This window comes from Pseudomonas sp. GW456-E7, assembly GCF_059424105.1.
The window spans coordinates 1-22350 of sequence record NZ_JBWKZB010000018.1; the positions used below are offsets into that span (position 1 = coordinate 1).

Below are 22350 nucleotides of genomic sequence, written 5' to 3' on the forward strand. Positions count from 1 at the left end.
GGGCGGGACCCTGGGGCTGGCGCAATTTGCCAACAGCACCAAGGGCGATCCGAATGCGTTGCTGGTGGTCGGCGCGATCATGGTCGCGGGCATCGAACAGAACAAGTCGCAGATCAGCCTGAAGGATGTGACGCCCATTGCCCGGTTGTTCACCGAGTACAACGTGATCGCCGTGCGCAAGGAATCTGAATACAAGACCCTCGATGACCTGATCAAGGCCTTCAAGGCCAACCCGACGAGCATCACCTGGGGCGGCGGTTCCAAGGGCTCGGTGGATCACATCGGCATTGCCGAGCTGGCGGGCAAGCTGGACGTGCCGGTCAACAAGGTGAACTACGTGGCGTTTGGTGGCGGTGGCGAGGTGGTTGCCCAGGCGCTGGGCGGTCAGCTCAAGGTGATCACCGGCGGTTTCGCCGAGCTGGGCCAGTACATCAAGAACGGTCAGTTCCGTGTCCTGGCCATCGGCGCGCCGGAGCGTGTTCCCGGCATTGACGCACCGACCCTCAAGGAGAGCGGCTATGACGTGACGATCGGCAACTGGCGCGGCGTTTACGGTGCGGCGGGCCTCACCCCGGAACAGCGTAAAGAGGTGATCGACGCGGTCGTGGCCGCCACCAAGAGCAAGGTCTGGCAGGACAATATCCAGACCAACGCCTGGACGCCCAGCGTGTTGACCGGCGATGAGTTCGGCAAGTTCGTCGACGAAGAACACGTGCGGTTGCACGCCATGCTGGTCAAGGTCGGGCTGCTTTGAGATGACCACACTGCGCGCAGTGGTGCCGACGCAATTGGCGGTCGGCCTCGGCCTGATCGCCATCAGCGTCGTATTGGCGATGGGGGCCTACCGTTTTCCACCGGAAATGGGTTTTGTCATCCTCCCGGCCTACGTTTACCCCTATGTGGTGGCGGCGTTTCTCGGCGGTGTGGGCCTGTTGCTGAGCTATCAGGCGCTCAGCGGCGGTTTTCGCGAGCTGGATAACGACGACGCAGGCACGGTGCCCGGTGGAAAAACCGGCGCCGCCTGGGTGACCGCCGGGCTTGTCGGGGTGGCGCTGCTGATCAACCTCATCGGTTTTGTGCTGGCCGCCGGGTTGTTGTTCGCCTGTTCGGCGCGGGGGTTCGGCAGCCGTCATCCGCTGCGGGACCTGGCCATCGGCATTGCCCTGACCCTGCCGATCTACTGGCTGTTCAACGCCGGGCTGGGGGTTTCCCTGCCGTCGCTGATCAACATCTGGCTTTGAAAGGAGATTGACACCGTGGACATTCTTTCAAGCCTGGCGATGGGTTTTGCCGCGGCGCTGACGCCGATCAACCTGATGTGGGGATTCATCGGCTGCCTGCTCGGCACCGCCATCGGCGTGTTGCCGGGGATCGGCCCGGCGCTGACGGTGGCCCTGCTGTTGCCCATCACCGCCAAGGTCGACCCTACCGGTGCACTGATCATGTTCGCCGGTATCTACTACGGTGCGCAGTTCGGCGGTTCCACCACTTCGATCCTGCTCAACACCCCGGGTGAATCGTCCTCCATGGTCACGGCCCTGGAGGGCAACCTGATGGCGCGCAACGGCCGCGCCGGCCCTGCGCTGGCAACGGCGGCGATAGGCTCCTTCGTCGCCGGCACCATCGCCACGGTGTTGCTGACGCTGTTTGCGCCGGTTGTGGCCAGGCTGGCGCTGAATTTCGGCCCGACCGAATATTTCGCGATCCTGGTGCTGTCGTTCACCACCGTGTCGGCGGTGCTCGGCGCCTCGATGCTGCGAGGGTTTGCTTCGCTGGGCGTCGGGTTGACCATCGGCTTGATCGGCCTGGACTCGACCTCGGGCATTGCCCGCTACACCCTGGGCGTTCCCGAACTGGTGGACGGTATCGAGGTGGTGTTGGTGGCGGTCGGCTTGTTCGCCGTGGGCGAGGCCCTGTACAGCTTGCTCTATCAAACGGAAGCGAACGAAGGGCGGCATCGCCTGACCTCGTTGTGGATGACCCGTGCCGACTGGAAGCGTTCGGTGCCTGCGTGGCTTCGCGGCACGCTGATCGGCTTTCCGTTTGGATCTATTCCGGCCGGTGGTGCGGAGATTCCGACCTTTTTGTCCTATTCGACCGAGCGCAAGCTCAGCAAATACCCCAAGGAGTTTTCCGCCAACAAGGGCGAGGGCGCCATCGAAGGCGTCGCCGGCCCGGAAGCGGCCAACAATGCCAGCGCGACCGGGTCCCTGGTGCCGTTGCTGACCCTGGGCATCCCGACGTCCGCCACCGCGGCGATCCTCCTGGCCGCGTTCCAGAACTACAACCTGCAACCGGGGCCGATGCTGTTCGAAACCTCCGCTGACCTGGTCTGGACGTTGGTGGCCTCGCTGTACATCGGCAACGTCATCCTGCTGGTGTTGAACCTGCCGCTGGTGGGGCTGTGGGTCAAACTGCTGCAGATCCCCCGGCCGTACCTGAATGCCGGCATCCTGGTATTCGCCACCATCGGCGTGTATGGCATGCGCCACTCATCCTTCGACCTGCTGCTGATGTTGGCGATTGGCTGGGGCGGGGTGCTGATGCGGCGGTTCGACTTCCCCGTCGCCCCGGTGATCGTCGGCATGCTGCTGGGGCCGATGGCCGAGAAACAACTGCGCAACGCCTTGTCCATCGGCCAGGGCGACTGGACGGTGTTCGTCACGCAACCGATCTCGGCGTTCTTTCTTGCCCTGACGCTGCTGGTGCTGTTGGTGCCCTATGTGCTGCATAAGCGCGGGATCAAGTTGCATGAGGATGATTGACTGTAGGAGCGAGCCTGCTCGCGAAGGCGGAGTGTCAGAGAAATAATGGTCAACTGACCCGACGCCTTCGCGGGCAAGCTCGCTCCCACAGTAATTTCGGTTGTTCACGAATACTGCGTACACCCACTGACCCTGTGGGAGCGAGCCTGCTCGCGAAGACGGAGTGTCAGCGAAATGAATGTCAACTGACTCGACGCCTTCGCGGGCAAGCTCGCTCCCACAGTAATTTCGGTTGTTCACGAATACTGCGTACACCCACTAACCCTGTGGGAGCGAGCCTGCTCGCGAAGACGGAGTGTCAGCGAAATAAATGTCAACTGACCGGACGCCTTCGCGAGCAGGCTCGCTCCCACAGTGATTTTTGTCACTCGCACATTTTGCGTACAGCCTCATGCAGTGGTTTGTGCGGTGAACCACTGCATGACCGGTGCGCACGCCGGATGGGTGGCCGCCGAGGGTTGCAGGCACAACGAGTAAATCCCCCGGGTCTTCAACGGTTCACCAAACGGAATCACCAGTTCACCGCGCTGGATCGACTCGCCTGCCAGGGTCATGTCGGTCATCGCCACCCCCAGCCCCCGGGCGGCGGCATCGAGTGCCAGTTCGTCGAGGTTGAAGGGGATATGCCGATAGTCCTGCAACGCCTTGCCGCCATGGGCTGACAACCATACCTGCCAGTCATGTTGATCGGAGGAACGGTGCAGCAACGCGAACCCCGACAGATCTTCCAGCGAAGCCAATGGCCGGGTCGGGGTGCCCAGCCCAGGCGCACACACCGGCACCAGGGCTTCCTCGAACAGCGTCAGGCAATCGGGCGCCGTGGACGGCTCAGGCAGATAGAGAATGTAGGCGTCGCTGTCACTGGCCGGTTCCACCACTTCCGTGGCCACGGTTTCGATTGCCAGGGAGACGTCAGGGTGATGCCGGTAGAAATCGTTCAGTTTGGGCAGCAGCCAGCGCACCGCCAGTGACACGTGCATGCGAATGCGGAACGGGCGTTGCTTTGGCGCGAGCCGGTCTTCGAGCGACCTCAATTGTTCGAGGATGGTGCGAGCGCTGGCCAGCACCTGCTCGCCTTCCGGGGTCAGTTGCAGGCTGCGGCTGCTGCGCACGAACAACGCGACACCGAAGTGGCTCTCCAGTTGCTGGATCTGTCGGCTCACGGCGCTTTGGGTCAGGCAGAGCTTTTGCGCCGCTTGGGTGAAGCTGCCCGACCCGGCGACCTCGACCAGGGCCTGCAAGCCCTGCAGCGAGGGCACGTGGCGTACTTTATCCATGCGTTTTCAGAATGCCTCGATGATTTAATAACGTTGGTTGTCTGCGTTATCAGCCTTTAGATTCTAGTCATGGACACCGTTCACGAAAACCATTTATGCGAATCCTGCATAACATGCTGATCGAGACGGTTCGCAGAACAAGAACCTGAGGTGACGCATGGAAAATATCTGTGGCTGGATTGCGCAAGCGGGGAGTTCTCCGTTGCGCGATCCGCTCAAAGGCACGCAGCACACCGACTGGCTGGTGATCGGCGCCGGCATTACCGGCCTCAGTGCGGCGCACGCTCTGGCGCACATGCACCCCCAGGCACGCATTGTGGTCGTCGACCGCCAGCGGGCTGCGCAGGGGGCATCGGCGCGTAACTCCGGGTTTGTGGTGGCCCACGAACATCCCGCCGCGAGCGAGTTGCTGGGCAGCGCCGGGTTCGCCGGCTATCAAGTGGATACGTCGATCGGCCGCGCCGCCGCCGATGAAGTGCGCAAGCAGATCGCCCGGCTGGGCATCGAATGCGACTTCAGGGAATCGGGCTATTTCTTTGCCGTCAGCGATCCACGCAAGCTGAGCGACGTCGAAGCCAAGTTGCAGACCTTGCGGGCCGTTGGCGCCAGCGCGCAGTTCCTGCAAGGCGAACAACTGATCGAGAAACTCGGCACCCGCCACTACCGTGCCGGAATCTGGTGCGGCAATGGCAATGCGCTGCTGCAACCGGCCAAGTACGTGAAGGGCCTGCTCGATGCCTTGCCGCCGACAGTGACGGTCCATGAGAACAGCGATATCGCAGGTCTTGAGCGCCTCGGCGACGGCCGGATCCGTGCCCGGGGCCAAGATGGCTGCGTTGAAGCCAGGCAGGTGTTGGTCTGCCTGAACGCCTTCATTCCTCGTTCGGGGATCGACGACAGCGGCACCTTCGCGATGGAACTCAGCGCCAGCCTCACGCGACCGCTCAGTGACCAAGAGTTTGAAGCCCTGGGGGCGCCAGCGTCCTGGGGTGTGCTGTCGACCCGTCCGTTGGGCGCCACGGTACGCCTGACGCCGGATCGCCGGGTGATGATCCGCAACACCGCGGAATACCGCTCCAGGGATTTGTCATTGAGCGAGCTGTCGACCCGTCGCCAGCACCACGCGTTGGGGTTGCAACGGCGTTTCCCGATGCTCGGCGAGCAGGACATCGAATACACCTGGACCGGTCATCTCAGCGCTTCGCGCTCCGGGCAACCGTACTTCGCGAAAGTCGAGGAGGGCGTGTACGCCGTGGCCGGGTGCAACGGTTCCGGCGTGGCGCGGGGCACGCTGTGGGGGCGCCTGCTCGCGGAATTGGCCTCGGGCGGTGATTCAGCGCTGCTGCAATCGGTCATCACGCGGGCACAACCCGGTTGGCTGCCGCCCAAGCCGCTGCTCGACATCGGTGCCATGCTGCGTATGCGCGTGGAAACGGTCCGGGCCAGAAGCGAAGTCTGACCAACACGAACTTCACAACAAGAACAACAGCACTTCCCATCGAAGGTGATTCAACATGCGCGTCAATACGCTTTCCCTTGTGGCCCTGATCTCGACCTTTTCCGCCGTCGCCTACGCCGACGAAACCGTCAATATCTCCAATTGGAACGGTTACATCGCCGACGACACCTTGCCCGACTTCACCAAGGCAACCGGGATCAAGGCGACCTACGACATCCACGACAGCAACGAAGTGCTGGAATCGAAACTGATGACCGGCAATACCGGGTATGACGTGGTCAGCCCGTCGAACCACTTCCTGTCGCGCCTGATCAAGGCCGGCGCGATCCAGAAACTCGACAGGAGCCAGTTGCCCAACTGGAAAAACCTCGACCCGGCGCTGATGAAGAAGCTTGAGGTCAACGACCCGGGCAACCAGTACGGCTTCCCTTACATGTGGGGCACGGCGGGCATCGGCTACAACGTCGAGAAGATCAAGGCGATCTTCGGCACTACCGATGTCACCCATTCCTGGAAGCTGTTCTTCGACGAGAACAACATCAAGAAACTCAGCGAGTGCGGCGTGGCGATCATCGACAACCCGACGCAGATCCTGCCGATCACCCTCAACTATCTGGGGCTGCCGCCTCATAGCCACGAGCCGGCCGACTACAAGAAAGCCGAGCAGGCGCTGCTGAAGATCCGGCCATACGTCCAGTATTTCCATGCGTCCAAGTACATCAGCGACCTGGCCAACGGCAACGTCTGCGCGGTGATCGGTTTCAACGGCGACATCGTGCAGGCCGCCGCCAGCGCCAGGGAAGCGAAGAACGGGATCGACATTGCCTACTCGATCCCGGACGAAGGTTCCACCTTGTGGCTGGACATGGTGGTCATGCCCAAGAGCGCGCCACACGAGAAGAACGGCTACGCCTACATGAACTACCTGCTGGAGCCGAAGGTGATTGCCAACATCAGCAACAGCATCCACTACGCCAACCCCAACAGCGCGGCGGATGCCTTCGTCGACCCGGCGGTGAAGCAGGACCTGGCGATCTACCCGCCGAAAACCGTGATGGACAAGCTGTTCACCGTCGAGGACTTGCCCGCGGCCATCGCACGCCTCAGCACGCGGTTGTGGACCAAGCTGAAAACCAATACCTGACGTTGGCGTCATGCGCACAACTGTCACTTGAGCAAAATCATTGTGGGAGCGAGCTTGCTCGCGATAGCGTCAGGCCAGACGACATCGATGTTGAATGGACCACCGCGATCGCGAGCAAGCTCGCTCCCACAGGTTTCGGTTCGCTCCGACAGAATGTTTCAGACAGGATTTACGCTGGATCGGTTCAGGCCTCGATGGCCGGGAAGTCGATGTCGGTCAGGATTGCGTTGTTCAGATAGTTGGTGAGCGTCTGCGATGCCACATGGGCGATCACTTCGATGATCTTGCCGTCGTCGATACCCGCAATACGCGCTGCGGTGATCTGCTCGACGCTCAGGTGCCCACGGCTTTCGGTGACCTGGCGGGCGAGGGTGGCAATGGCGTTAAGCTCGCCGTGTCGTGCGCTGAGGATCTCCTGCTTCGACAGTCCGGCCTTACCGGCGAACACCGTGTGAGCGGCCAGGCAGTAGTCGCAGCCGTTGACTTGCGAAGTGGCGAGGGACACCGCTTCCTTTTCCGTGGCGCTCAGGGACGTCCTGCCCAGTGCGGCCGAGTTTTGCAGGTACGAGGCCAGCACGGCCGGTGCGTGGGCCAGGACTTTGAAGACGTTGGGCAGAAAACCGATTTTCTTCTGCACGGCCTCCAGCAGGGGGCGGGTGGTGTCGGTGGCGTTTTCCAGGCTGATCGGGGCAATGCGGGTCATGGTGATACTCCGTGATGTAAGGCGCGGAATGCGCTGGGTACGGAGCTCATGTTAGGGAGAAGGCCTGGTGTATTGGATGCAAATCGTCGAGGATATGCGACAGATCGTCCAGAACTGCCTTCGGGAGCCCTTGTCATGGATCGCCTGTCCACGTTGCTCACCCATTTCAGCGTCAATGCCGGCACTTTCCATAGCGGTATGTTCTGCGGCACCGTCGCCTACGACGGCCAACAGGCCAGCGGTCATTTACACCTGCTCCAGGCGGGGGAGTTGCTGCTCAAAATGGGCGACCAGCCGGACCTGCAACTGACCGAGCCGAGCCTGATCTTTTTCCCCCGGCCCTATCGACATCGTCTGTTTGCGTCTGAAGCATCCGGCACGCAACTGGTGTGCGCGACCCTGGATTTCGACGGCGGTGCGGGCAATGCCCTGGCGGCGGCGCTGCCGGATTACCTGGTGCTCAAGCTCGATGAAATCCCGACCCTGGCCGGGACCCTGGAATGGCTGTTCAACGAGGCGTTCGACGGTACCTGCGGGCGTGAAGCGGTGATGGATCGCCTGTTCGAGCTGCTGGTGATTCTGTTGCTGCGGCACATCCTGAGCACCACAGGCCAGCGACCGGGCATGATGGCGGGCCTTGCCGATGCGCGCCTGGCGCGGCCCCTGAGCCTGATGCATCAAAGCCCGGCCAAGGCCTGGAGCGTGGCCGAACTCTCGGTCGCCGCCAACATGTCGCGGGCCAGTTTCGCCGAACACTTTCGCCGGGTGGTCGGGCAGACACCGGTGGATTACCTGGTGAGCTGGCGCATCAGCCTGGCGCAGAAGCGCCTGCGCGAGGGCCGGCCGATAGCGCTGATCGCCGAGGAAGTGGGTTATGAGAGCCCCTCGGCGCTGGCCCGGGCGTTCCGGCGCAAGACCGGGCTGAGCCCGCGGGAGTGGAAGGGTAGTTGATACACCCGAAAACCCTGTGGGAGCGAGCTTGCTCGCGATAGCGGTGTGTCAGACACCTGATATGGCGACCGACACTCCGCCATCGCGAGCAAGCTCGCTCCCACAGGTACGGTGGTGGCTTTAGCGGCGCCTCAGAACTTGAACGCCTGGCGTCCCACCAACAGCCATTTACCGTCCTGCTTTTGCCAGATCTGGAAGTTCTCTATTTCAGTGGGCACCACTTCGGTGCCTTTGAGCGCTTGTGCCGAGAAATGATGACGGACCAGCGCGACATCGCCGGAAACGGTGATGGTCTGGTTCTGCATCTCAAGGGTCTTGAACGCGCTTTTGCCGGTTTCGATGTCGGCGATGAAGGCCTGCTTGTCCTGGATCTTGCCGCTGGAATGCCCGTAGGTCAGGTTCTCGGCGGTCAAGGCTTTCAGCTCCGGGATGTCCTTGTGCAGCATGGCCTGGGTCAGGTGGTCGACCGCTTGGGCCACGTCCTTGTCCGAGGCGGCCGGGGTGGCGGCGACGTAGCCGGTGAACAGGCACAGAAAACCAATCAGCACTTTTGCTTTTTTCATGGGTGTTTCCTTGTTGTTGTAGGGATGACGCGATGAATGGATGAGCATTCATCAGTCATCGTACAACTTATCATGTGCTGGAGGGAAAAAGCGAACTTGCCCGGTGACCTTGCCTCGAAGTTAAAAGGGCGATGTCCTGACTTCGAGGTATTCCAGCCATGCAGCCGAACCAACGTATACGGCACGACCTGACGTTGCTCATGGTGTTCCTGGTGATCGTGGTGGTGTCGGGTTTTTCTCCCCGCAGCCGGGTGGACTGGGCGCTGGAAAACCTGCTGGTGCTGTTGCTGGTGGGGACGCTGGTCGCGGTTTCTCGGCGATTCCGCTTGTCGACAATGTCCGTCACCCTGGTGTTTGCGTTTCTGTGCGTACACGAACTGGGCGCCCATTACACCTATTCCCTGGTGCCTTACGATCGTTGGTCTTCGGCGTGGTTGGGCTTCAGTTTCGACCGGGCGGCAGGTGCTCACCGCAATCACTACGACCGATTGGTGCATCTGAGCTACGGGCTGCTGCTGGCATATCCGGTGCGCGAAGTCCTGCGGCGGCTGACGCCGCTGCGCGGGTTCTGGCTGTTTTTCGTGACCCTGAACATCATGCTGTCGACCTCCGCCCTGTACGAACTGGTGGAGTGGATCGGCGGTGCCTTCCTGGGCAATGACACGGCGAAGGCCTTCGTCGGCGCGCAAAACGATCCGTGGGATTCGCAAAAGGACATGGCCATCGCGGTCGCCGGAGCGTTTGCCAGCCTGTTGCTGGTGTCCCTGCGCGGCATGCGGCAAAAGCAACCGGTGACGACCGCATGTCGCAAAAAACACAATCTTTGGCAGTAGGCTTCAATTACTGCGCGGCCCCGTCGATAACCTCTTCAAGAGTGCCATTCGCGCGGGGGAACCCCGCGGCCTAACGTGCCAGAGAGGAACCACAGAGTGTCCATAAAACTGCGTTTAATGTTGCTGATCGGCACCGGACTACTGACTGCGTTGATCATGAGCCTGGTCAGTTACCTGGGGAACGCCCGGATGGCCGAGGCCGTGGGCGACGACAACGTCAGCATGGCCGCACTGCGCAATCACCTCGAAGCCGACATGATGCACGACGCGTTGCGCGCCGACGTGCTGTCGGCCATGTTGGTGGGCTTGAACAAGAGCACCAGCAGCAAGGCCGAGGTGCGCAGTTCCATCGAAGAGCACACCCAACGCTTTCGCGAAGTGCTCGGGGAAAACCTCAAGCTGCCGGTCAGCGACACCATCAAGGCCGGCCTGAACAAGATCAAGCCCAGCCTCGACACCTACATCGGCACTGCCGAGCGTATCGTCGCGCTGGCCCTGGAAACCCCGGAAGCCGCGCAACAGGACCTGGGCACGTTCAACAACGCCTTCAGCCAACTGGAAGACCAGATGGAGGCCCTCAGCGAGTTGATCGAAAGCGACACGCAACAGACCAGCCAGGGCACCGCGCTTGCCATCAGCAACGCCAACCTGACCCTCGGCGGTGTGCTGATCGCCAGTCTGTTGTTGCTGCTGGCCCTGGGGCGTTCGGCGATCCTGAGCATCATGGGCCCGTTGCAAACCGCCAGCCGCATTGCCGAGAGCATCGCCCATGGCAACCTCAGCGAGCCGATCGTCGAGCCCACCCACAAGGACGAAGCCAGCGACTTGATTCGTAGCCTGGCAACCATGCAGCGGGATTTGCGCGGCATGATCGAGGTCGTGCGCAGCAACGCCCACGGCGTCAGTGGCATGAGCGAACTGCTGAGCAACGGCTGCCATGAGGTGGCCGGCAGCAGCCAGCAGCAAAGCGCGGCGGCCAGCACCATGGCCGCGGCCGCCAGCGAAATGACCGCGAGCATCGAGGAAATCACCCGGCATGCCGAACGGGCGCTGAACATGGCCAATCAGGCAGAAAACCTGGCCAAGGATGGCGGCCGGGTGATCCACCAGGTGGTCAGCGACATGGACGGCATCGCGCGTTCGGCGCAGCAGTCGGCGCAGGTGATCCGCACGCTGGACAAGGAGTCCGAAGGGATTTTCAACATCATCCAGGTGATCAAGGGTATTGCCGACCAGACCAACCTGCTGGCACTCAACGCCGCCATCGAAGCCGCCCGCGCCGGCGAGCAGGGACGCGGTTTTGCCGTAGTGGCCGATGAGGTCCGCAGCCTGGCGGGGCGCACCAGCGCGTCCACCCAGGAAATCGCCAGCATGGTCGCGCGCATCCAGCAAAGCACCCGCGAGGCGGTGATCAGCATGGAGGAGGGCGTGGCCCAGGTCGACAAAGGCATGGCGGTGACGGCCGATGTCGAGCGCGCCATCCGCGAGATCCTCGATGCCACGCTGCATACCACGCAACTGGTCAATGACATCAGCCGTACCATCGGCGAGCAAAGCCTGGCCAGCAACGAGATCGCCCATCAGGTGGAGATGATTGCCGGCATGTCCGAAGGCAACAGCAAGGTGATCGGGCAGACGGCGTCGACCACCGATGAACTGTCCAGTCTGGCGGGGCAGCTGTCGCAGTCGGTGGATCGGTTCAGGCTTTGAGGTAGAGGTTGCCTGACAGGACGCCATCGTCGGAACGCCGCCCGGAGCAAGCTCGCTCCCACAGAGGATCTCCTTATGACGAAGATCCCTTGTGGGAGCGAGCTTGCTCGCGATGGCAATAGTCCAGACAACGCTGGACCAATGGCCTAAAGATACTTATCCGTCACCGCCCCCTCCGAAGCACTGGACACTGTCTTCGCATACTTGGCCAACACCCCGCGTTTGTATTTGGATTCCGGCCGCACCCAACGCGACTTGCGCTCGGCCAGCACGGCATCGGACACATCCACGGTAATCTGCCGGGTTTGCGCATCGATGATGATCCTGTCGCCATTCTCGACCAGCGCAATCGGCCCGCCTTCAAACGCCTCAGGCGTGATATGCCCCACGACAAAACCATGCGAGCCACCAGAGAAGCGCCCGTCGGTAATCAGCGCCACCTCCTTGCCCAGGCCCTTGCCCATGACCGCTGAGGTCGGCGAGAGCATTTCGCGCATCCCCGGCCCGCCCTTGGGCCCTTCGTAGCGGATCACGATCACTTCGCCGGGCTGCACCTCGCCGTTGAGAATGCCGGCCAGCGCGCCTTCCTCGCCGTGATAGACCCGCGCCGTGCCTTCAAAGCGCAGGCCTTCCTTGCCGGTGATCTTGGCCACGGCGCCGGTGGGCGAGAGGTTGCCGCGCAGGATGACCAGGTGCGAGTCCTTCTTGATCGGCTGGTCGAAGGGCCGGATCACGTCCTGGCCGGCCGGGTAGTCGGGCACGCCGGCGAGGTTTTCCGCCAGGGTCTGGCCGGTGACGGTCAGCACATCGCCGTGCAGCATGCCGGCATCGAGCATGCGTTTCATCAGCGGTTGAATGCCGCCGATGGCCACCAGCTCGCTCATCATGTACTTGCCGCTGGGGCGCAGGTCGGCGACCACCGGGGAGATCTTGCCCAGCTCGACGAAGTCATCCAGGGTCAGTTCCACATCCACCGCGTTGGCCATGGCCAGCAGATGCAGCACGGCGTTGGTTGAGCCGGCGAGGGCGATCACCACGCGGATCGCATTCTCGAAGGCTTTGCGGGTCATGATGTCCCGGGGCTTGAGGTCGAGCTTGAGCAGCTCCATGACCTGCTGGCCGGCGCGGAAACTGTCCGAGGCCTTGTCGCCGCCAATGGCGTCCTGGGAGCTGGAACCGGGCAAGCTCATGCCCAGCGCCTCGATGGCCGAGGCCATGGTGTTGGCGGTGTACATGCCGCCACAGGAACCGGGGCCGGGAATCGCCACTTCCTCGATCTGCTTGACCTGGATCTTGCTGATGTCGCCCCGCGCGTGCTGGCCCACGGCCTCGAACACGGAAATGATGTCGGTATGCCCAGCCCCGGGCTGGATGGTGCCGCCATAGACAAAGATCGATGGGCGATTGAGCCGCGCCATGCCGATCAGGCAGCCCGGCATGTTCTTGTCGCAGCCGCCGATGGTCACCAGGCCGTCGAAACCCTCGCAACCGGTGACCACTTCGATGGAGTCGGCGATCACTTCGCGCGAGACCAGCGAATACTTCATGCCTTCGGTGCCGTTGGCGATGCCGTCGGAGATGGTGATGGTGTTGAAGATGACACCCTTGGCGCCGGCGGCATTCGCACCTTTTTCGGCTTCGCGCGCCAGCTTGTCGATGTGCATGTTGCAGGGGGTGACCATGGCCCAGGTGGAGGCGATGCCGATCTGCGGCTTGTCGAAGTCTGCATCGGTAAAGCCCACGGCCCGCAGCATGGCCCGGGCGGGTGCGGCTTCGACGCCGTCGATCACTTGGGATGAATATTTGCGCAGATCGTCTTTATCGCTCATGACAACACCTCAAGCCTCAGCGGAAAAAGCCCAGTGAGTATAGTTCTCCTCCTGAAAGGCAAAAGATCGCAGCCTTCGGCAGCTCCTACAGGGTTTTTTGCACTGGCGGCGTATCAATGTAGGAGCTGCCGAAGGCTCGGGCCGCGTTCGGACGATCTTTTGATCCTGAACCGGACCACACAGTCGCGAACAGACGCGCGGGTTAGCCATGTCGTGATATTCTTCGCCCCAACTTGGTTTGACCTATTCAGTTGGCGTGTCCTCGAGACGTGCCGACGGAATCACTGTCGCTCAAGTAGCTGAAGCCAAAAAAGATAAGAAGTCAGTTCAGAAGGGACATATAACTGGGGTCGATGCAGTCAGTCGGCCTTGTGTGCCCACCCTGCAATCCTTGAGTGCCGCGCCCGTGACTGCCATGAAACACGGGGCTGTGCGCATGAGGATGGAAGGGCGGATGGCGTTTTATCATAGGTGCTACAGATGTTTAAGAAAGTGAACACAGCCCTGCTGGGGCTGGCCTTGTCGTTGGGGATGACGACAGCCCAGGCCGAAGAAGCCAAGAAAGTCGACGTACTGCTGATTGGCGGCGGCATCATGAGCGCGACCCTGGGTGTCTGGCTCAACGAGCTGGAACCTGGCACTTCGATGGAAATGATCGAGCGCCTCGACGGCGTCGCCCAGGAAAGCTCCAACGGCTGGAACAACGCCGGTACCGGTCACTCCGCCCTGGCCGAGCTGAACTACACCCCGGAAGACGAGAACGGCAAGGTCTCGATCCCGAAGGCCGTTGAAATCAACGAAGCCTTCCAGATTTCCCGTCAGTTCTGGGCCTGGCAGGTTCAGCAAGGCGTGCTGAAGAACCCGCGTTCGTTCATCAACTCCACGCCGCACATGAGCTTCGTGTGGGGCGATGACAACATCAAGTTCCTGAAAAAACGCTACGACGCCCTGCAGGCGAGCCCGCTGTTCGCCGGCATGCAGTACTCCGAAGACCCGGCTGTGATCAAGCAGTGGGTGCCGCTGATGATGGAAGGGCGTGACCCGAACCAGAAAATCGCGGCCACCTGGAGCCCGATCGGCACCGACGTGAACTTCGGTGAAATCACGCGTCAGTTCGTTGCACACCTGCAAACCACGCCGAAATTCGACTTGAAGCTGTCCAGCGAAGTACAGGACATCACCAAGAACGCCGACGGCAGCTGGCGCGTCAGCTACAAGAACCTGAAAGACGGCAGCAAGACCGAAACCGACGCCAAGTTCGTGTTCATCGGCGCCGGCGGCGGTGCCCTGCACCTGCTGCAGAAGTCCGGCATTCCTGAAGCCCAGGAATACGCAGGTTTCCCAGTAGGCGGCTCGTTCCTGGTGACCGAGAACCCGACCATCGCCGAGCAACACCTGGCCAAGGCCTACGGCAAGGCTTCGGTGGGCGCACCGCCGATGTCGGTTCCGCACCTGGACACCCGCGTGCTGGACGGCAAGCGCGTGATCCTGTTTGGCCCGTTCGCGACCTTCAGCACCAAGTTCCTCAAAGAAGGTTCGTACCTGGACCTGCTGACCACCACGACCACCCACAACGTGTGGCCAATGACCAAGGTCGGCATCAAGGAATACCCGCTGGTCGAGTACCTTGCCGGCCAGCTGATGCTGTCGGATGAAGACCGCCTCAACGCCCTGAAGGAATACTTCCCGAACGCCAAGGCTGAAGACTGGCGCCTGTGGCAAGCCGGCCAGCGCGTGCAGATCATCAAGCGTGACGAAGCCGCCGGTGGCGTGCTGAAACTGGGCACCGAAATCGTCGCTTCGCAAGACGGCAGCATCGCCGGCCTGCTGGGCGCCTCCCCAGGCGCATCGACCGCCGCACCGATCATGCTGACCGTGCTGCAGAAAGTGTTCAAGGACAAGGTCGCGAGCCCTGAGTGGCAGGCCAAACTGCACCAGATCGTGCCGAGCTACGGCACCCAGCTGAACAACAGCCCCGAGAAGGTTGCTGAAGAGTGGGCCTACACCGCCAAGGTGCTGGAACTGACTCCGCCACCAGCGGTGATTGCGCCGGCTGTGAAGCCGGTGACTGTCGATACGGATGCGAAGGCACCGAAGCCTAGTGCTGCGAGTGATATGGCTCTGTAACTAGACGCCGGATCAAAAAAAGCCCACTGAACCGGCGACGGTCAGTGGGCTTTTTTGTGGGCGATGACCAGGACATGCCGAAAAGCTGTTCACCTAAGCGTGTCTTCAGTCAGAGAGAAACCCGTGGCGAGGGAGCTTGCTCCCGCTTGAGTGCGTAGCACTCACATAAAAAACGGCACATTTTTTGGGGCCGCTGCGCAGCCCAGCGGGAGCAAGCTCCCTCGCCACAGAAAGCAGGTGTGTCTGAGGCATTTGCTTAAGTGAACAGCACTCTCTCTATGCCGCACATATCGGCAATCCCTGTCATCAATTGCCAAGTATCTGACGCTCAATGTGAAGCAGACAGGTTGGCTGTGTCGATACTGGTTTGTTTACCGACCTGGGTAACGCGAAACCGTAAGTCTGATACCTCTCCACCCTGGTGGGAATATGGGCGGCGTTCCGACTATGGACGAACTTGCGCTGCGTTTAGTCAGTCAGCGCGCGTTTTCGTTGACGTTCATCGCGAGCAGGCTCGCTCCCACAGTAGTCAGTTGCATCTCGATAAAACAATCATAGAGAGCGCAGAATGAAGTTCAGTTTTATAGACAGCCGCCAGCCGAGCCGCCGGCGGGTTTTACGCGATGCTTTCACGTTGGCTTTGGCGGCTTCGCCGGTGGCAAATCTGGCCAGGGCCGCCGAGGAAAACACTGAAGAAGTGACCTTTGCCGCGGGCCCGCGACCGCTGGTGCAATACCCGCAAAAACGCCCGTTGACCCTGGTGACCACGCGCCCGCCGCACCTGGAGACGCCGTTTTCTGTCTTCAATGAAGGGGCCATCACGCCCAATGACGCGTTTTTCGTGCGTTACCACCTGGCCGATTTCCCGACCAGCATCGATCCGGACAGCTACCGCCTGACGATCAAGGGCTTGGTCGACACGCCGTTGTCGCTTTCCCTTGCCGAACTCAAGGCGCTTGCCGAGCCGGTGGAGGTGGTGGCCGTCAATCAGTGTTCGGGCAACAGCCGTGGCTTCTCGATGCCGCGGGTGTTCGGGGCTCAGTTGGGCAATGGCTCGATGGGTAATGCGCGGTGGCTGGGGGTGCCGCTCAAGGCGGTACTGGAAAAGGCGGGGGTGAAGGCCGGCGCCATGCAAGTGACCTTCCGTGGGCTCGATAAGCCGGTGCTGCCGAGCACGCCGGAGTTCATCAAGGCGCTGGACATCAGCCATGCCATGGACGGCGAGCCGATGATCGCCTGGTCGATGAATGGCACCGACCTGCCATTTCTCAACGGTTACCCGATTCGTCTGGTGGTGCCCGGTTACTTCGGTACGTACTGGGTCAAGCACCTGAGTGAGATCGAAGTCGTCGACCATACCTACGACGGTTTCTTCATGGCCAAGGGGTACCGGGTTCCGGATAACGATTGCCTGTGCATTGCCCCCGGCACCACGGCGGCGAAAACCCAACCGATTTCCAGATTGCCGGTGCGCAGTTTCATCACCAGCGTCAAACATGGCGATGTATTGCCGCTGAACCAGAGCCTGGTGCTCAAGGGCATCGCGTTCGACGGCGGCGTCGGGGTCAATAAGGTCGAGGTGTCGATCGACGGCGGAGCTACATGGCGCGAATCCACCCTCGGGCAGGACCTGGGCCGTTTCTCCTTTCGTGAGTGGACGCTGCCGGTCACCTTTACCAACAAGGGCGCCACTCAGTTGATGGTGCGCGCCAGCAACAGGGCCGGTGAGACGCAGCCGCTGCAAGCGGACTGGAACCCCGGTGGCTACCGCCGCCACGTCGTCGAAACCCGCCACGTGACCGTCGCCTGAGGAGGACTGCATGAAACTTTTGACCTCCCTGCTGTGCGCCGCCCAGGTCTGCCTGATGACCCTGGCTGACGCCGCGCCACTCTCGATCACCTTGCCGCCCGAAACGGCAGTGTTCAAGCCCAGTTCGCTGCCTGGTTACCCATTGGCGCAGCAGAAGTGCTCCACCTGCCATTCGGCCGACTACATCAACTTCCAGCCGCCCGGCATGAGCCTGGCGCAGTGGACCGCCGAAGCGGGCAAGATGCAGCACGTGTACGGTGCTCCGATCAGCGACCGGGACGTGAGTGTGATCGGCGCCTACCTGGCGGCGACCTACGGCAGTGCCAAGGCCAGCGACGCCGATGTCCAGGCGGCCTCGAACCCGCCGGTGGAGCAGCCGCCGACGGTGTCGGTGGCAAAAGTGGCTTCGGCCTTGCTCAAGGACAATGCTTGCCTGTCCTGCCACGCAATCGACCATAAGGTCGTTGGCCCGGCCTATCACGATGTGGCGGCCAAATATGCCAATGACCCGAAGGCGCTGGCCCGGGTAATGTCCAGCATTCAGCACGGCGGCAGCGGAAAGTGGGGGGATGTGCCCATGCCGCCCTTCGCGCAGTTGAGCCCGGACGACCTGAAGAGCCTGGCGACGTTCATCATGAGCCAGTGAGTCCGCCGTCCAGGTAGCTGGCAATGGTCGCCAGTTGGGTGGAGCACGCGTTCCCCTGTAGGAGCTGCCGCAGGCTGCGATCTTTTGATCTTGATCTTCAGTAGTCTCCAGATCGCAAAAGCAAGATCAAAAGATCGCAGCCTTCGGCAGCTCCTACAGTTATTTCGAAATCCGTGTTCCGCGGGATTCCGTGAAGAACCAAAAAAAAGCCCACTGAACCGGCGACGGTCAGTGGGCTTTTCTGTGAGTGCGATCTGTTCAATCCATCTAGGGATTGGCGGCACTGAAGCGCTTGAGAATGTCCTGGTACATTTTGGTCCGCCGGTGATCCCGGCCATATCCCCCCGCGGCGGCGACGGTGCCGGCCTGGACGTGGTCCAGGTACTTGAAGATTTTGCCGGGGGACAGAAACACCACCTTGTAGCCGAGGCCGATCGCGCGGTCCTGCAGTTCATAACCGGGCACCCGGTCATCGATCTGGAAATGCAGACCCTGCTGCTTCATCAACCTGCAATTCCATAGCGTGCAAAAGCTTTTCAGGTGGGTTTCGGTGTAGGGCTTCGGTTCTCTTGAGCGCAGGCCCAGGGACAGTTTCAAGCGGCGAAAATGGTGCTTTGCGAAGCGTGAGGTGAAGCGCCAGACAGTCCTTGGCAACCCGCGATTGAGTTGTTCGGTGCAGCCGACCGCGATGACATTTCGGTCCCTGGTGCAGTGCTCCATCATCAGCGCAAAGATGTTGGCATCGAAGACGAAGGTGTCGGTGTGCATCAGGAACAGATGGTCGGTATTGACCTTGGCCAGCGCCATGTCCAGTGCCTTGCCATGGGCGATATGGCCGGGTTCTTTGGTGGGGGCATCGCGTTCGATCAGGTTGATCCAGTCCAGTGAGCGCAGGTATTCGACGCTGGCGTCCGCCGAATCGTTGTCCACCACCCAGACGGGGATGCCGGCTTTGCGTGCAGGCTCACGCAAAAGGTCCAGGCAGATCCTGGTCAGATCGAGGGTTTTGTAGTTCACCAGCACGATGCTGAACGGCGGTTTGGCGCTTGTATCGACACTGCCCATCTTCGAAATGCTCGACTACCTGAAAGCCTCGAAGATTAAAGAAGCAACCTTAGCCCAAGCTTAATTTCACCTGGGTTATCGACCCCCGCCGCCTTGGAACGTACCTGTGCGCACCTCGCCGCTGCGGGTATAGCGGGCGATCAGCACACCCCCGGGCGAACTGATCGAGTTCAGCAAGGTGAAGGCCGCCGCCTGTGCGTTGTCGTCGAACAAGCGCTTGCCGCGTCCCAGCAGGATGGGGTGAATCATCAGCCGCAACTCGTCCACCAGGCCGGTGGCAAGCAGTTGGCGCACCAGGTCGCCGCTGTCTTGGGTCAGTAGCCGAGGACCGTCCTGGCGCTTGAGCGCGCTGATCGCGTCGACCAGGTTGCCCGGCAGCGCGTGACTGTTGTGCCACTCCAGCGAATCGCCGCGATGGGTGGCCACGTGCTTGGGGACGCCGTTGAACAGATCGGCAATGGTGTGGTGGGGGGAGTCGGCCGAAGCGTGCGGCCAATAGGCGGCGAAGATGTCGTAGGTCCGACGCCCCAGCAGCAACTCGAACGGCTGCGAGAACAGGTCCTGTACGGCCTGGCCGGTTGTCTGGTCGGCGTAGGGCACGATCCAGCCACCGAAGCGGAATCCGCCACTGGTATCCTCTTCGGGCCCGCCGGGCGCTTGCATGACACCGTCCAGACTGACGAACGCGGCAACGGTCAGTGTGCGCATGTTGTTCTCCTGATTCGTCCTGGTGAAGGAGGTTGGACAGGGGCGTCTGCGATCAGTCGAGAGATTCCCTGCCGGATGGTCGTACCTCTATTCGAGTATGCCTGCGCCGTAACCAGCGGCGATGACAATGAGTGCGAGAAAACAGATCAATTGTAGGCAAAAGAAAGTAAACCGAACCGACACGAAGCTGTCGGTCTGCACATGGGATACGTGAACCAGAGACTGACACACACGAGCGATCAGGACGATGATGGACAAGCAGCTCACCGCAGGGCCGTCGATACCAAGGGCTGAAATCACGAACACGATGACGCCAAAGACCGGCAGGTTTTCCACACAGTTGGCGTGTGCTCTTGTCCCGCGCCGATACCAATCCTCGCCCTCGAGCTGATCGCTCCGGAAAGAAGCGATCGGAACATTCGAGAACAGGATTCTGACCCAGCGATAGACCCCGACGGTTGCCATCAACAGCAGTAAAGTCCAGGTCGCAAACCCAAGCAGCATCCACATCGGAATCGTCATGGCTGCCATCCTCAATCCATCATTTTCAGCACGTCATCCCACTGTCGCGCGACCGACACGCGGTCGGTCGCCCCCTGTCGATCAATGGCCCATGATGGGGGCCAATGCGGTCTGGACCCTGGACATCTGCGCTGGCGTTGTCATTCGCGTAAGCAGCCGGCCAAAGTGTGGATGCTGCACGCCCGAGATAATGTATTGCCAGCGGTAGGCGCTCAGCACGCAGGCCTTGATTTGCGCGGTCTCATCGACACTGAACGATCGTGAAGCATTTCCCATGAAGTAGTCGGTATCGGCTGCCGATTGTGCCTGCAGGATCACGTCGACGGCCGCCACCAACGCAATCAGATCGTTCACGGCCTGGTCGCGCTCGGCCGGGGAGAGTTTCGCGTGCTCCGCCTCCCACTCCAGTTCATCGAGTACGACGTGGCGGCTTTCATCCTTCCAGTGAAACTTGAAGACGTCCTTGAACAGTGGGCACAACTCCTCGCGCGGGGCGATGCTCTGCATGTAGTGCGTCTGAACGAACAGCTCGATATGACAGGTCAGCGCCAGTACCGCCCAGGTGCTGGCCGCCAGCACCGCGCGCGCCACATCGTTCGGATCGGCAACCTGACGATATCCCGCCGGCAATCGAGTCCCCATCATCGTCTCGATGCGGCGGAACAGCTCCTGATGCTTGATCTCGTCGTTGGAAAAGCGCACCAGCGCTTCGAGGGCGAGTTGATCGTCAAATACATGGGCCCGACCCTGATCGAGCATCTTGGCACTGATAAAACGCTCGACCAGGCCAAAAATATACGCATAGGTTCGGCCCTGAATCTGGCTGAGCAGGCGCGCCTCGTCTGCGCCGAGGAAGGTCAGGCGGTCGATATGCGATAAGCCGTCGGGCAAGAATTTGCGCGAGAAGTCGAAGCTGCGGTCCTGCAGCAAGTCGCGATCGATCTGCCATTCCGCTTTCTTCGAGGATCTGACGAGTTGCGCATAACGGGCGGCGTTGCCCGAGTCCGGGCGGGGCAGGGTAGCGGCGGTGTTCATACTGATCTCCGGCTGGCGTGGTCGAGTTGGAAGGGGCCAATTACGGTTAGCGCAGGAGTCAATGACAATCGGTGAAGCGTCTGGGGATCGTCTCGATCACTGAGTCCGCGTTGGTGCTAATCTAGGCCTCGCCGTTCAGGCGGCGAATGACCAGTGCGCCTGATTACATGCTCGGGACTCCGGAAAGGAGGGCTGGCAATTGCTGGATGCGCTATCTGATGTATTGCGTGTGATTCGGCTGTCTGGAGGGGTCTTCCTCGAGGCGGAGTTCACTGCGCCCTGGTGCCTGAGCGGAAGAATCTCCGCCGACGATTGCAAACCGTTCCTGGCCGCCCCTCGACATATCATTGCCTCGCATTTTGTCGCGGCGGGGCACATGCAGTTGCGAGTCGACGAGGGTGCCACCCTCGACGTGCGGGCAGGCGAACTCATTCTGCTGCCGCGCAATGACGTTCATACCTTTGGCAGTGATCTGAGCGTTGCGCCCATGTCGGCGCGCGAAGTCATTCAGCCGCCGGAAGTCGGCGGCATATCACGCATCAAGTGCGGCGGGGGCGGCGAGGCCACACAGCTACTGTGCGGATTCCTCGGCTCTGAAACACCGTTCAGTCCGTTGCTTTCGTCGCTGCCATCCTTGTTGAAGCTGGATGTCCGCGCGACGGCTTCGGGCGCCTGGATTGAAAGCTCTTTCCGTTTCGCCGTCAGTGAGATCGCGGCGGGGCGCGTCGGCTCGACAACGGTCATCGCCAAGCTCTCCGAACTGCTGTTCGTCGAAGCCGTCAGCCAGTATGTCGCGAACCTCCCCCCTGAACGACGCGGGTGGCTGGCGGGGTTGCGAGATCCGCATATCGGGCGCGCACTGGCGCTGCTCCATGCCCGTCCAACCGAGGGCTGGACGGCGGAAGCCCTGGCGCTTGAAGTGGGCATGTCGCGCTCGGTATTCGCGGAGCGATTCACGGCATTGGTCGGACAGCCACCGATGCAATACCTGACGCTCTGGCGTATGCACGTGGCGGCTCAACACCTGCGCGAAGGTCGCGGTAACGTGGCGCAAATCGGCTTTGCAGTGGGCTACGAATCCGAAGCGGCGTTCAGCCGCGCATTCAAGCGCCAGTTCGGCACATCACCCGGTACCTGGCGCAGACAATCGGCATGAGAAGGGCTGGTGCCTGAGGGCAGTCTGATCGAGCCAGGGGGAGAATG

20 protein-coding genes and 1 pseudogene are annotated in these 22350 nt (G+C 61.4%); 13 read left to right on the plus strand and 8 right to left on the minus strand.

Translation table 11 applies throughout. From position 1 onward, the window contains the following. The 3 genes from AC07YV_RS13600 to AC07YV_RS13610 all read left to right on the plus strand — a co-directional run. A partial coding sequence (locus AC07YV_RS13600) for a tripartite tricarboxylate transporter substrate binding protein (protein WP_102699832.1) occupies positions 1-754 on the plus strand: 754 nt, incomplete at its 5' end. A gap of 1 nt (position 755) precedes the next feature. Further along, on the plus strand, positions 756-1241 hold the full coding sequence (locus AC07YV_RS13605; RefSeq protein ID WP_102699833.1) for a tripartite tricarboxylate transporter TctB family protein: 486 nt from the start codon (positions 756-758) through the stop codon (positions 1239-1241). A 15-nt stretch (positions 1242-1256) separates the two neighbouring features. Beyond that, a complete protein-coding gene (locus AC07YV_RS13610) occupies positions 1257-2765 on the plus strand; it encodes a tripartite tricarboxylate transporter permease (protein ID WP_102699834.1) in 1509 nt (502 codons plus the stop codon). A gap of 389 nt (positions 2766-3154) precedes the next feature. Here AC07YV_RS13610 and AC07YV_RS13615 read toward each other — a convergent pair whose 3' ends face one another. Further along, entirely contained in the window at positions 3155-4042 is an 888-nt protein-coding gene (locus tag AC07YV_RS13615; protein ID WP_102699835.1) for a LysR family transcriptional regulator, read from the minus strand. Between the two features lie 157 nt (positions 4043-4199). On the opposite strand from AC07YV_RS13615, the gene AC07YV_RS13620 reads away from it, so the two are divergent. After that, positions 4200-5501 (plus strand): NAD(P)/FAD-dependent oxidoreductase, encoded by a 1302-nt coding sequence (locus tag AC07YV_RS13620; RefSeq protein ID WP_102699836.1) that lies wholly within the window; start codon positions 4200-4202, stop codon positions 5499-5501. A 55-nt stretch (positions 5502-5556) separates the two neighbouring features. Further along, the gene (locus AC07YV_RS13625) at positions 5557-6645 is read left to right on the plus strand and encodes a polyamine ABC transporter substrate-binding protein (protein WP_102699837.1); all 1089 of its coding nucleotides are present in this window, start codon (positions 5557-5559) and stop codon (positions 6643-6645) included. 184 nt (positions 6646-6829) lie between these two features. Here the strand turns inward: AC07YV_RS13625 and AC07YV_RS13630 are convergent, their stop codons facing one another. Further along, positions 6830-7348, minus strand: a complete 519-nt coding sequence (locus tag AC07YV_RS13630) for a carboxymuconolactone decarboxylase family protein (RefSeq protein ID WP_102699838.1) — start codon at positions 7346-7348, stop codon at positions 6830-6832. Positions 7349-7483: 135 nt separating this feature from the next. Here AC07YV_RS13630 and AC07YV_RS13635 point away from each other — a divergent pair, with 135 nt between their 5' ends. After that, complete coding sequence (locus AC07YV_RS13635; protein ID WP_102674928.1) at positions 7484-8299, plus strand: AraC family transcriptional regulator; 816 nt, start codon at positions 7484-7486, stop codon at positions 8297-8299. A 131-nt stretch (positions 8300-8430) separates the two neighbouring features. On the opposite strand, the gene AC07YV_RS13640 is transcribed toward AC07YV_RS13635, so the two are convergent. Then, positions 8431-8862 (minus strand): nuclear transport factor 2 family protein, encoded by a 432-nt coding sequence (locus AC07YV_RS13640; RefSeq protein WP_102699839.1) that lies wholly within the window; start codon positions 8860-8862, stop codon positions 8431-8433. Positions 8863-9020: 158 nt separating this feature from the next. On the opposite strand from AC07YV_RS13640, the gene AC07YV_RS13645 reads away from it, so the two are divergent. The 3 genes and pseudogenes from AC07YV_RS13645 to AC07YV_RS13655 all read left to right on the plus strand — a co-directional run bounded on the left by AC07YV_RS13645 (position 9021) and on the right by AC07YV_RS13655 (position 11405). Beyond that, positions 9021-9695, plus strand: a complete 675-nt coding sequence (locus AC07YV_RS13645) for a DUF2238 domain-containing protein (protein ID WP_102699840.1) — start codon at positions 9021-9023, stop codon at positions 9693-9695. A gap of 96 nt (positions 9696-9791) precedes the next feature. Beyond that, positions 9792-10547: pseudogene (locus AC07YV_RS13650) on the plus strand (MCP four helix bundle domain-containing protein); the annotation flags it as partial. A 132-nt stretch (positions 10548-10679) separates the two neighbouring features. Further along, the gene (locus AC07YV_RS13655; protein ID WP_494990312.1) at positions 10680-11405 is read left to right on the plus strand and encodes a methyl-accepting chemotaxis protein; all 726 of its coding nucleotides are present in this window, start codon (positions 10680-10682) and stop codon (positions 11403-11405) included. 146 nt (positions 11406-11551) lie between these two features. Here the strand turns inward: AC07YV_RS13655 and ilvD are convergent, their stop codons facing one another. Beyond that, on the minus strand, positions 11552-13234 hold the full coding sequence (ilvD, locus tag AC07YV_RS13660; protein ID WP_102699842.1) for a dihydroxy-acid dehydratase: 1683 nt from the start codon (positions 13232-13234) through the stop codon (positions 11552-11554). Positions 13235-13714: 480 nt separating this feature from the next. Between ilvD and mqo the strand changes: the two genes are divergently transcribed. From mqo to sorB, 3 genes are all read left to right on the plus strand, one after another. Next, the gene (mqo, locus tag AC07YV_RS13665; RefSeq protein WP_102699843.1) at positions 13715-15361 is read left to right on the plus strand and encodes a malate dehydrogenase (quinone); all 1647 of its coding nucleotides are present in this window, start codon (positions 13715-13717) and stop codon (positions 15359-15361) included. A 568-nt stretch (positions 15362-15929) separates the two neighbouring features. Continuing rightward, a complete protein-coding gene (gene sorA, locus AC07YV_RS13670; protein WP_102699844.1) occupies positions 15930-17171 on the plus strand; it encodes a SorA family sulfite dehydrogenase catalytic subunit in 1242 nt (413 codons plus the stop codon). Between the two features lie 10 nt (positions 17172-17181). Beyond that, on the plus strand, positions 17182-17817 hold the full coding sequence (gene sorB / locus AC07YV_RS13675; RefSeq protein ID WP_102699845.1) for a SorB family sulfite dehydrogenase c-type cytochrome subunit: 636 nt from the start codon (positions 17182-17184) through the stop codon (positions 17815-17817). Between the two features lie 267 nt (positions 17818-18084). Here sorB and AC07YV_RS13680 read toward each other — a convergent pair whose 3' ends face one another. From AC07YV_RS13680 to AC07YV_RS13695, 4 genes are all read right to left on the minus strand, one after another. Further along, complete coding sequence (locus tag AC07YV_RS13680) at positions 18085-18882, minus strand: glycosyltransferase family 2 protein (RefSeq protein WP_102699846.1); 798 nt, start codon at positions 18880-18882, stop codon at positions 18085-18087. Positions 18883-18957: 75 nt separating this feature from the next. Continuing rightward, positions 18958-19590, minus strand: a complete 633-nt coding sequence (locus AC07YV_RS13685) for a dihydrofolate reductase family protein (protein ID WP_102699847.1) — start codon at positions 19588-19590, stop codon at positions 18958-18960. A gap of 87 nt (positions 19591-19677) precedes the next feature. Next, a complete protein-coding gene (locus AC07YV_RS13690) occupies positions 19678-20112 on the minus strand; it encodes an MAPEG family protein (RefSeq protein WP_102699922.1) in 435 nt (144 codons plus the stop codon). 81 nt (positions 20113-20193) lie between these two features. After that, positions 20194-21147, minus strand: a complete 954-nt coding sequence (locus AC07YV_RS13695; protein ID WP_102699848.1) for a diiron oxygenase — start codon at positions 21145-21147, stop codon at positions 20194-20196. Between the two features lie 199 nt (positions 21148-21346). Here AC07YV_RS13695 and AC07YV_RS13700 point away from each other — a divergent pair, with 199 nt between their 5' ends. Continuing rightward, positions 21347-22303 carry an AraC family transcriptional regulator gene (locus tag AC07YV_RS13700; RefSeq protein ID WP_102699849.1) on the plus strand — a complete coding sequence of 319 codons (957 nt, stop codon included), beginning with the start codon at positions 21347-21349 and terminating at the stop codon, positions 22301-22303. The last annotated feature ends 47 nt before the right edge of the window (positions 22304-22350 follow it).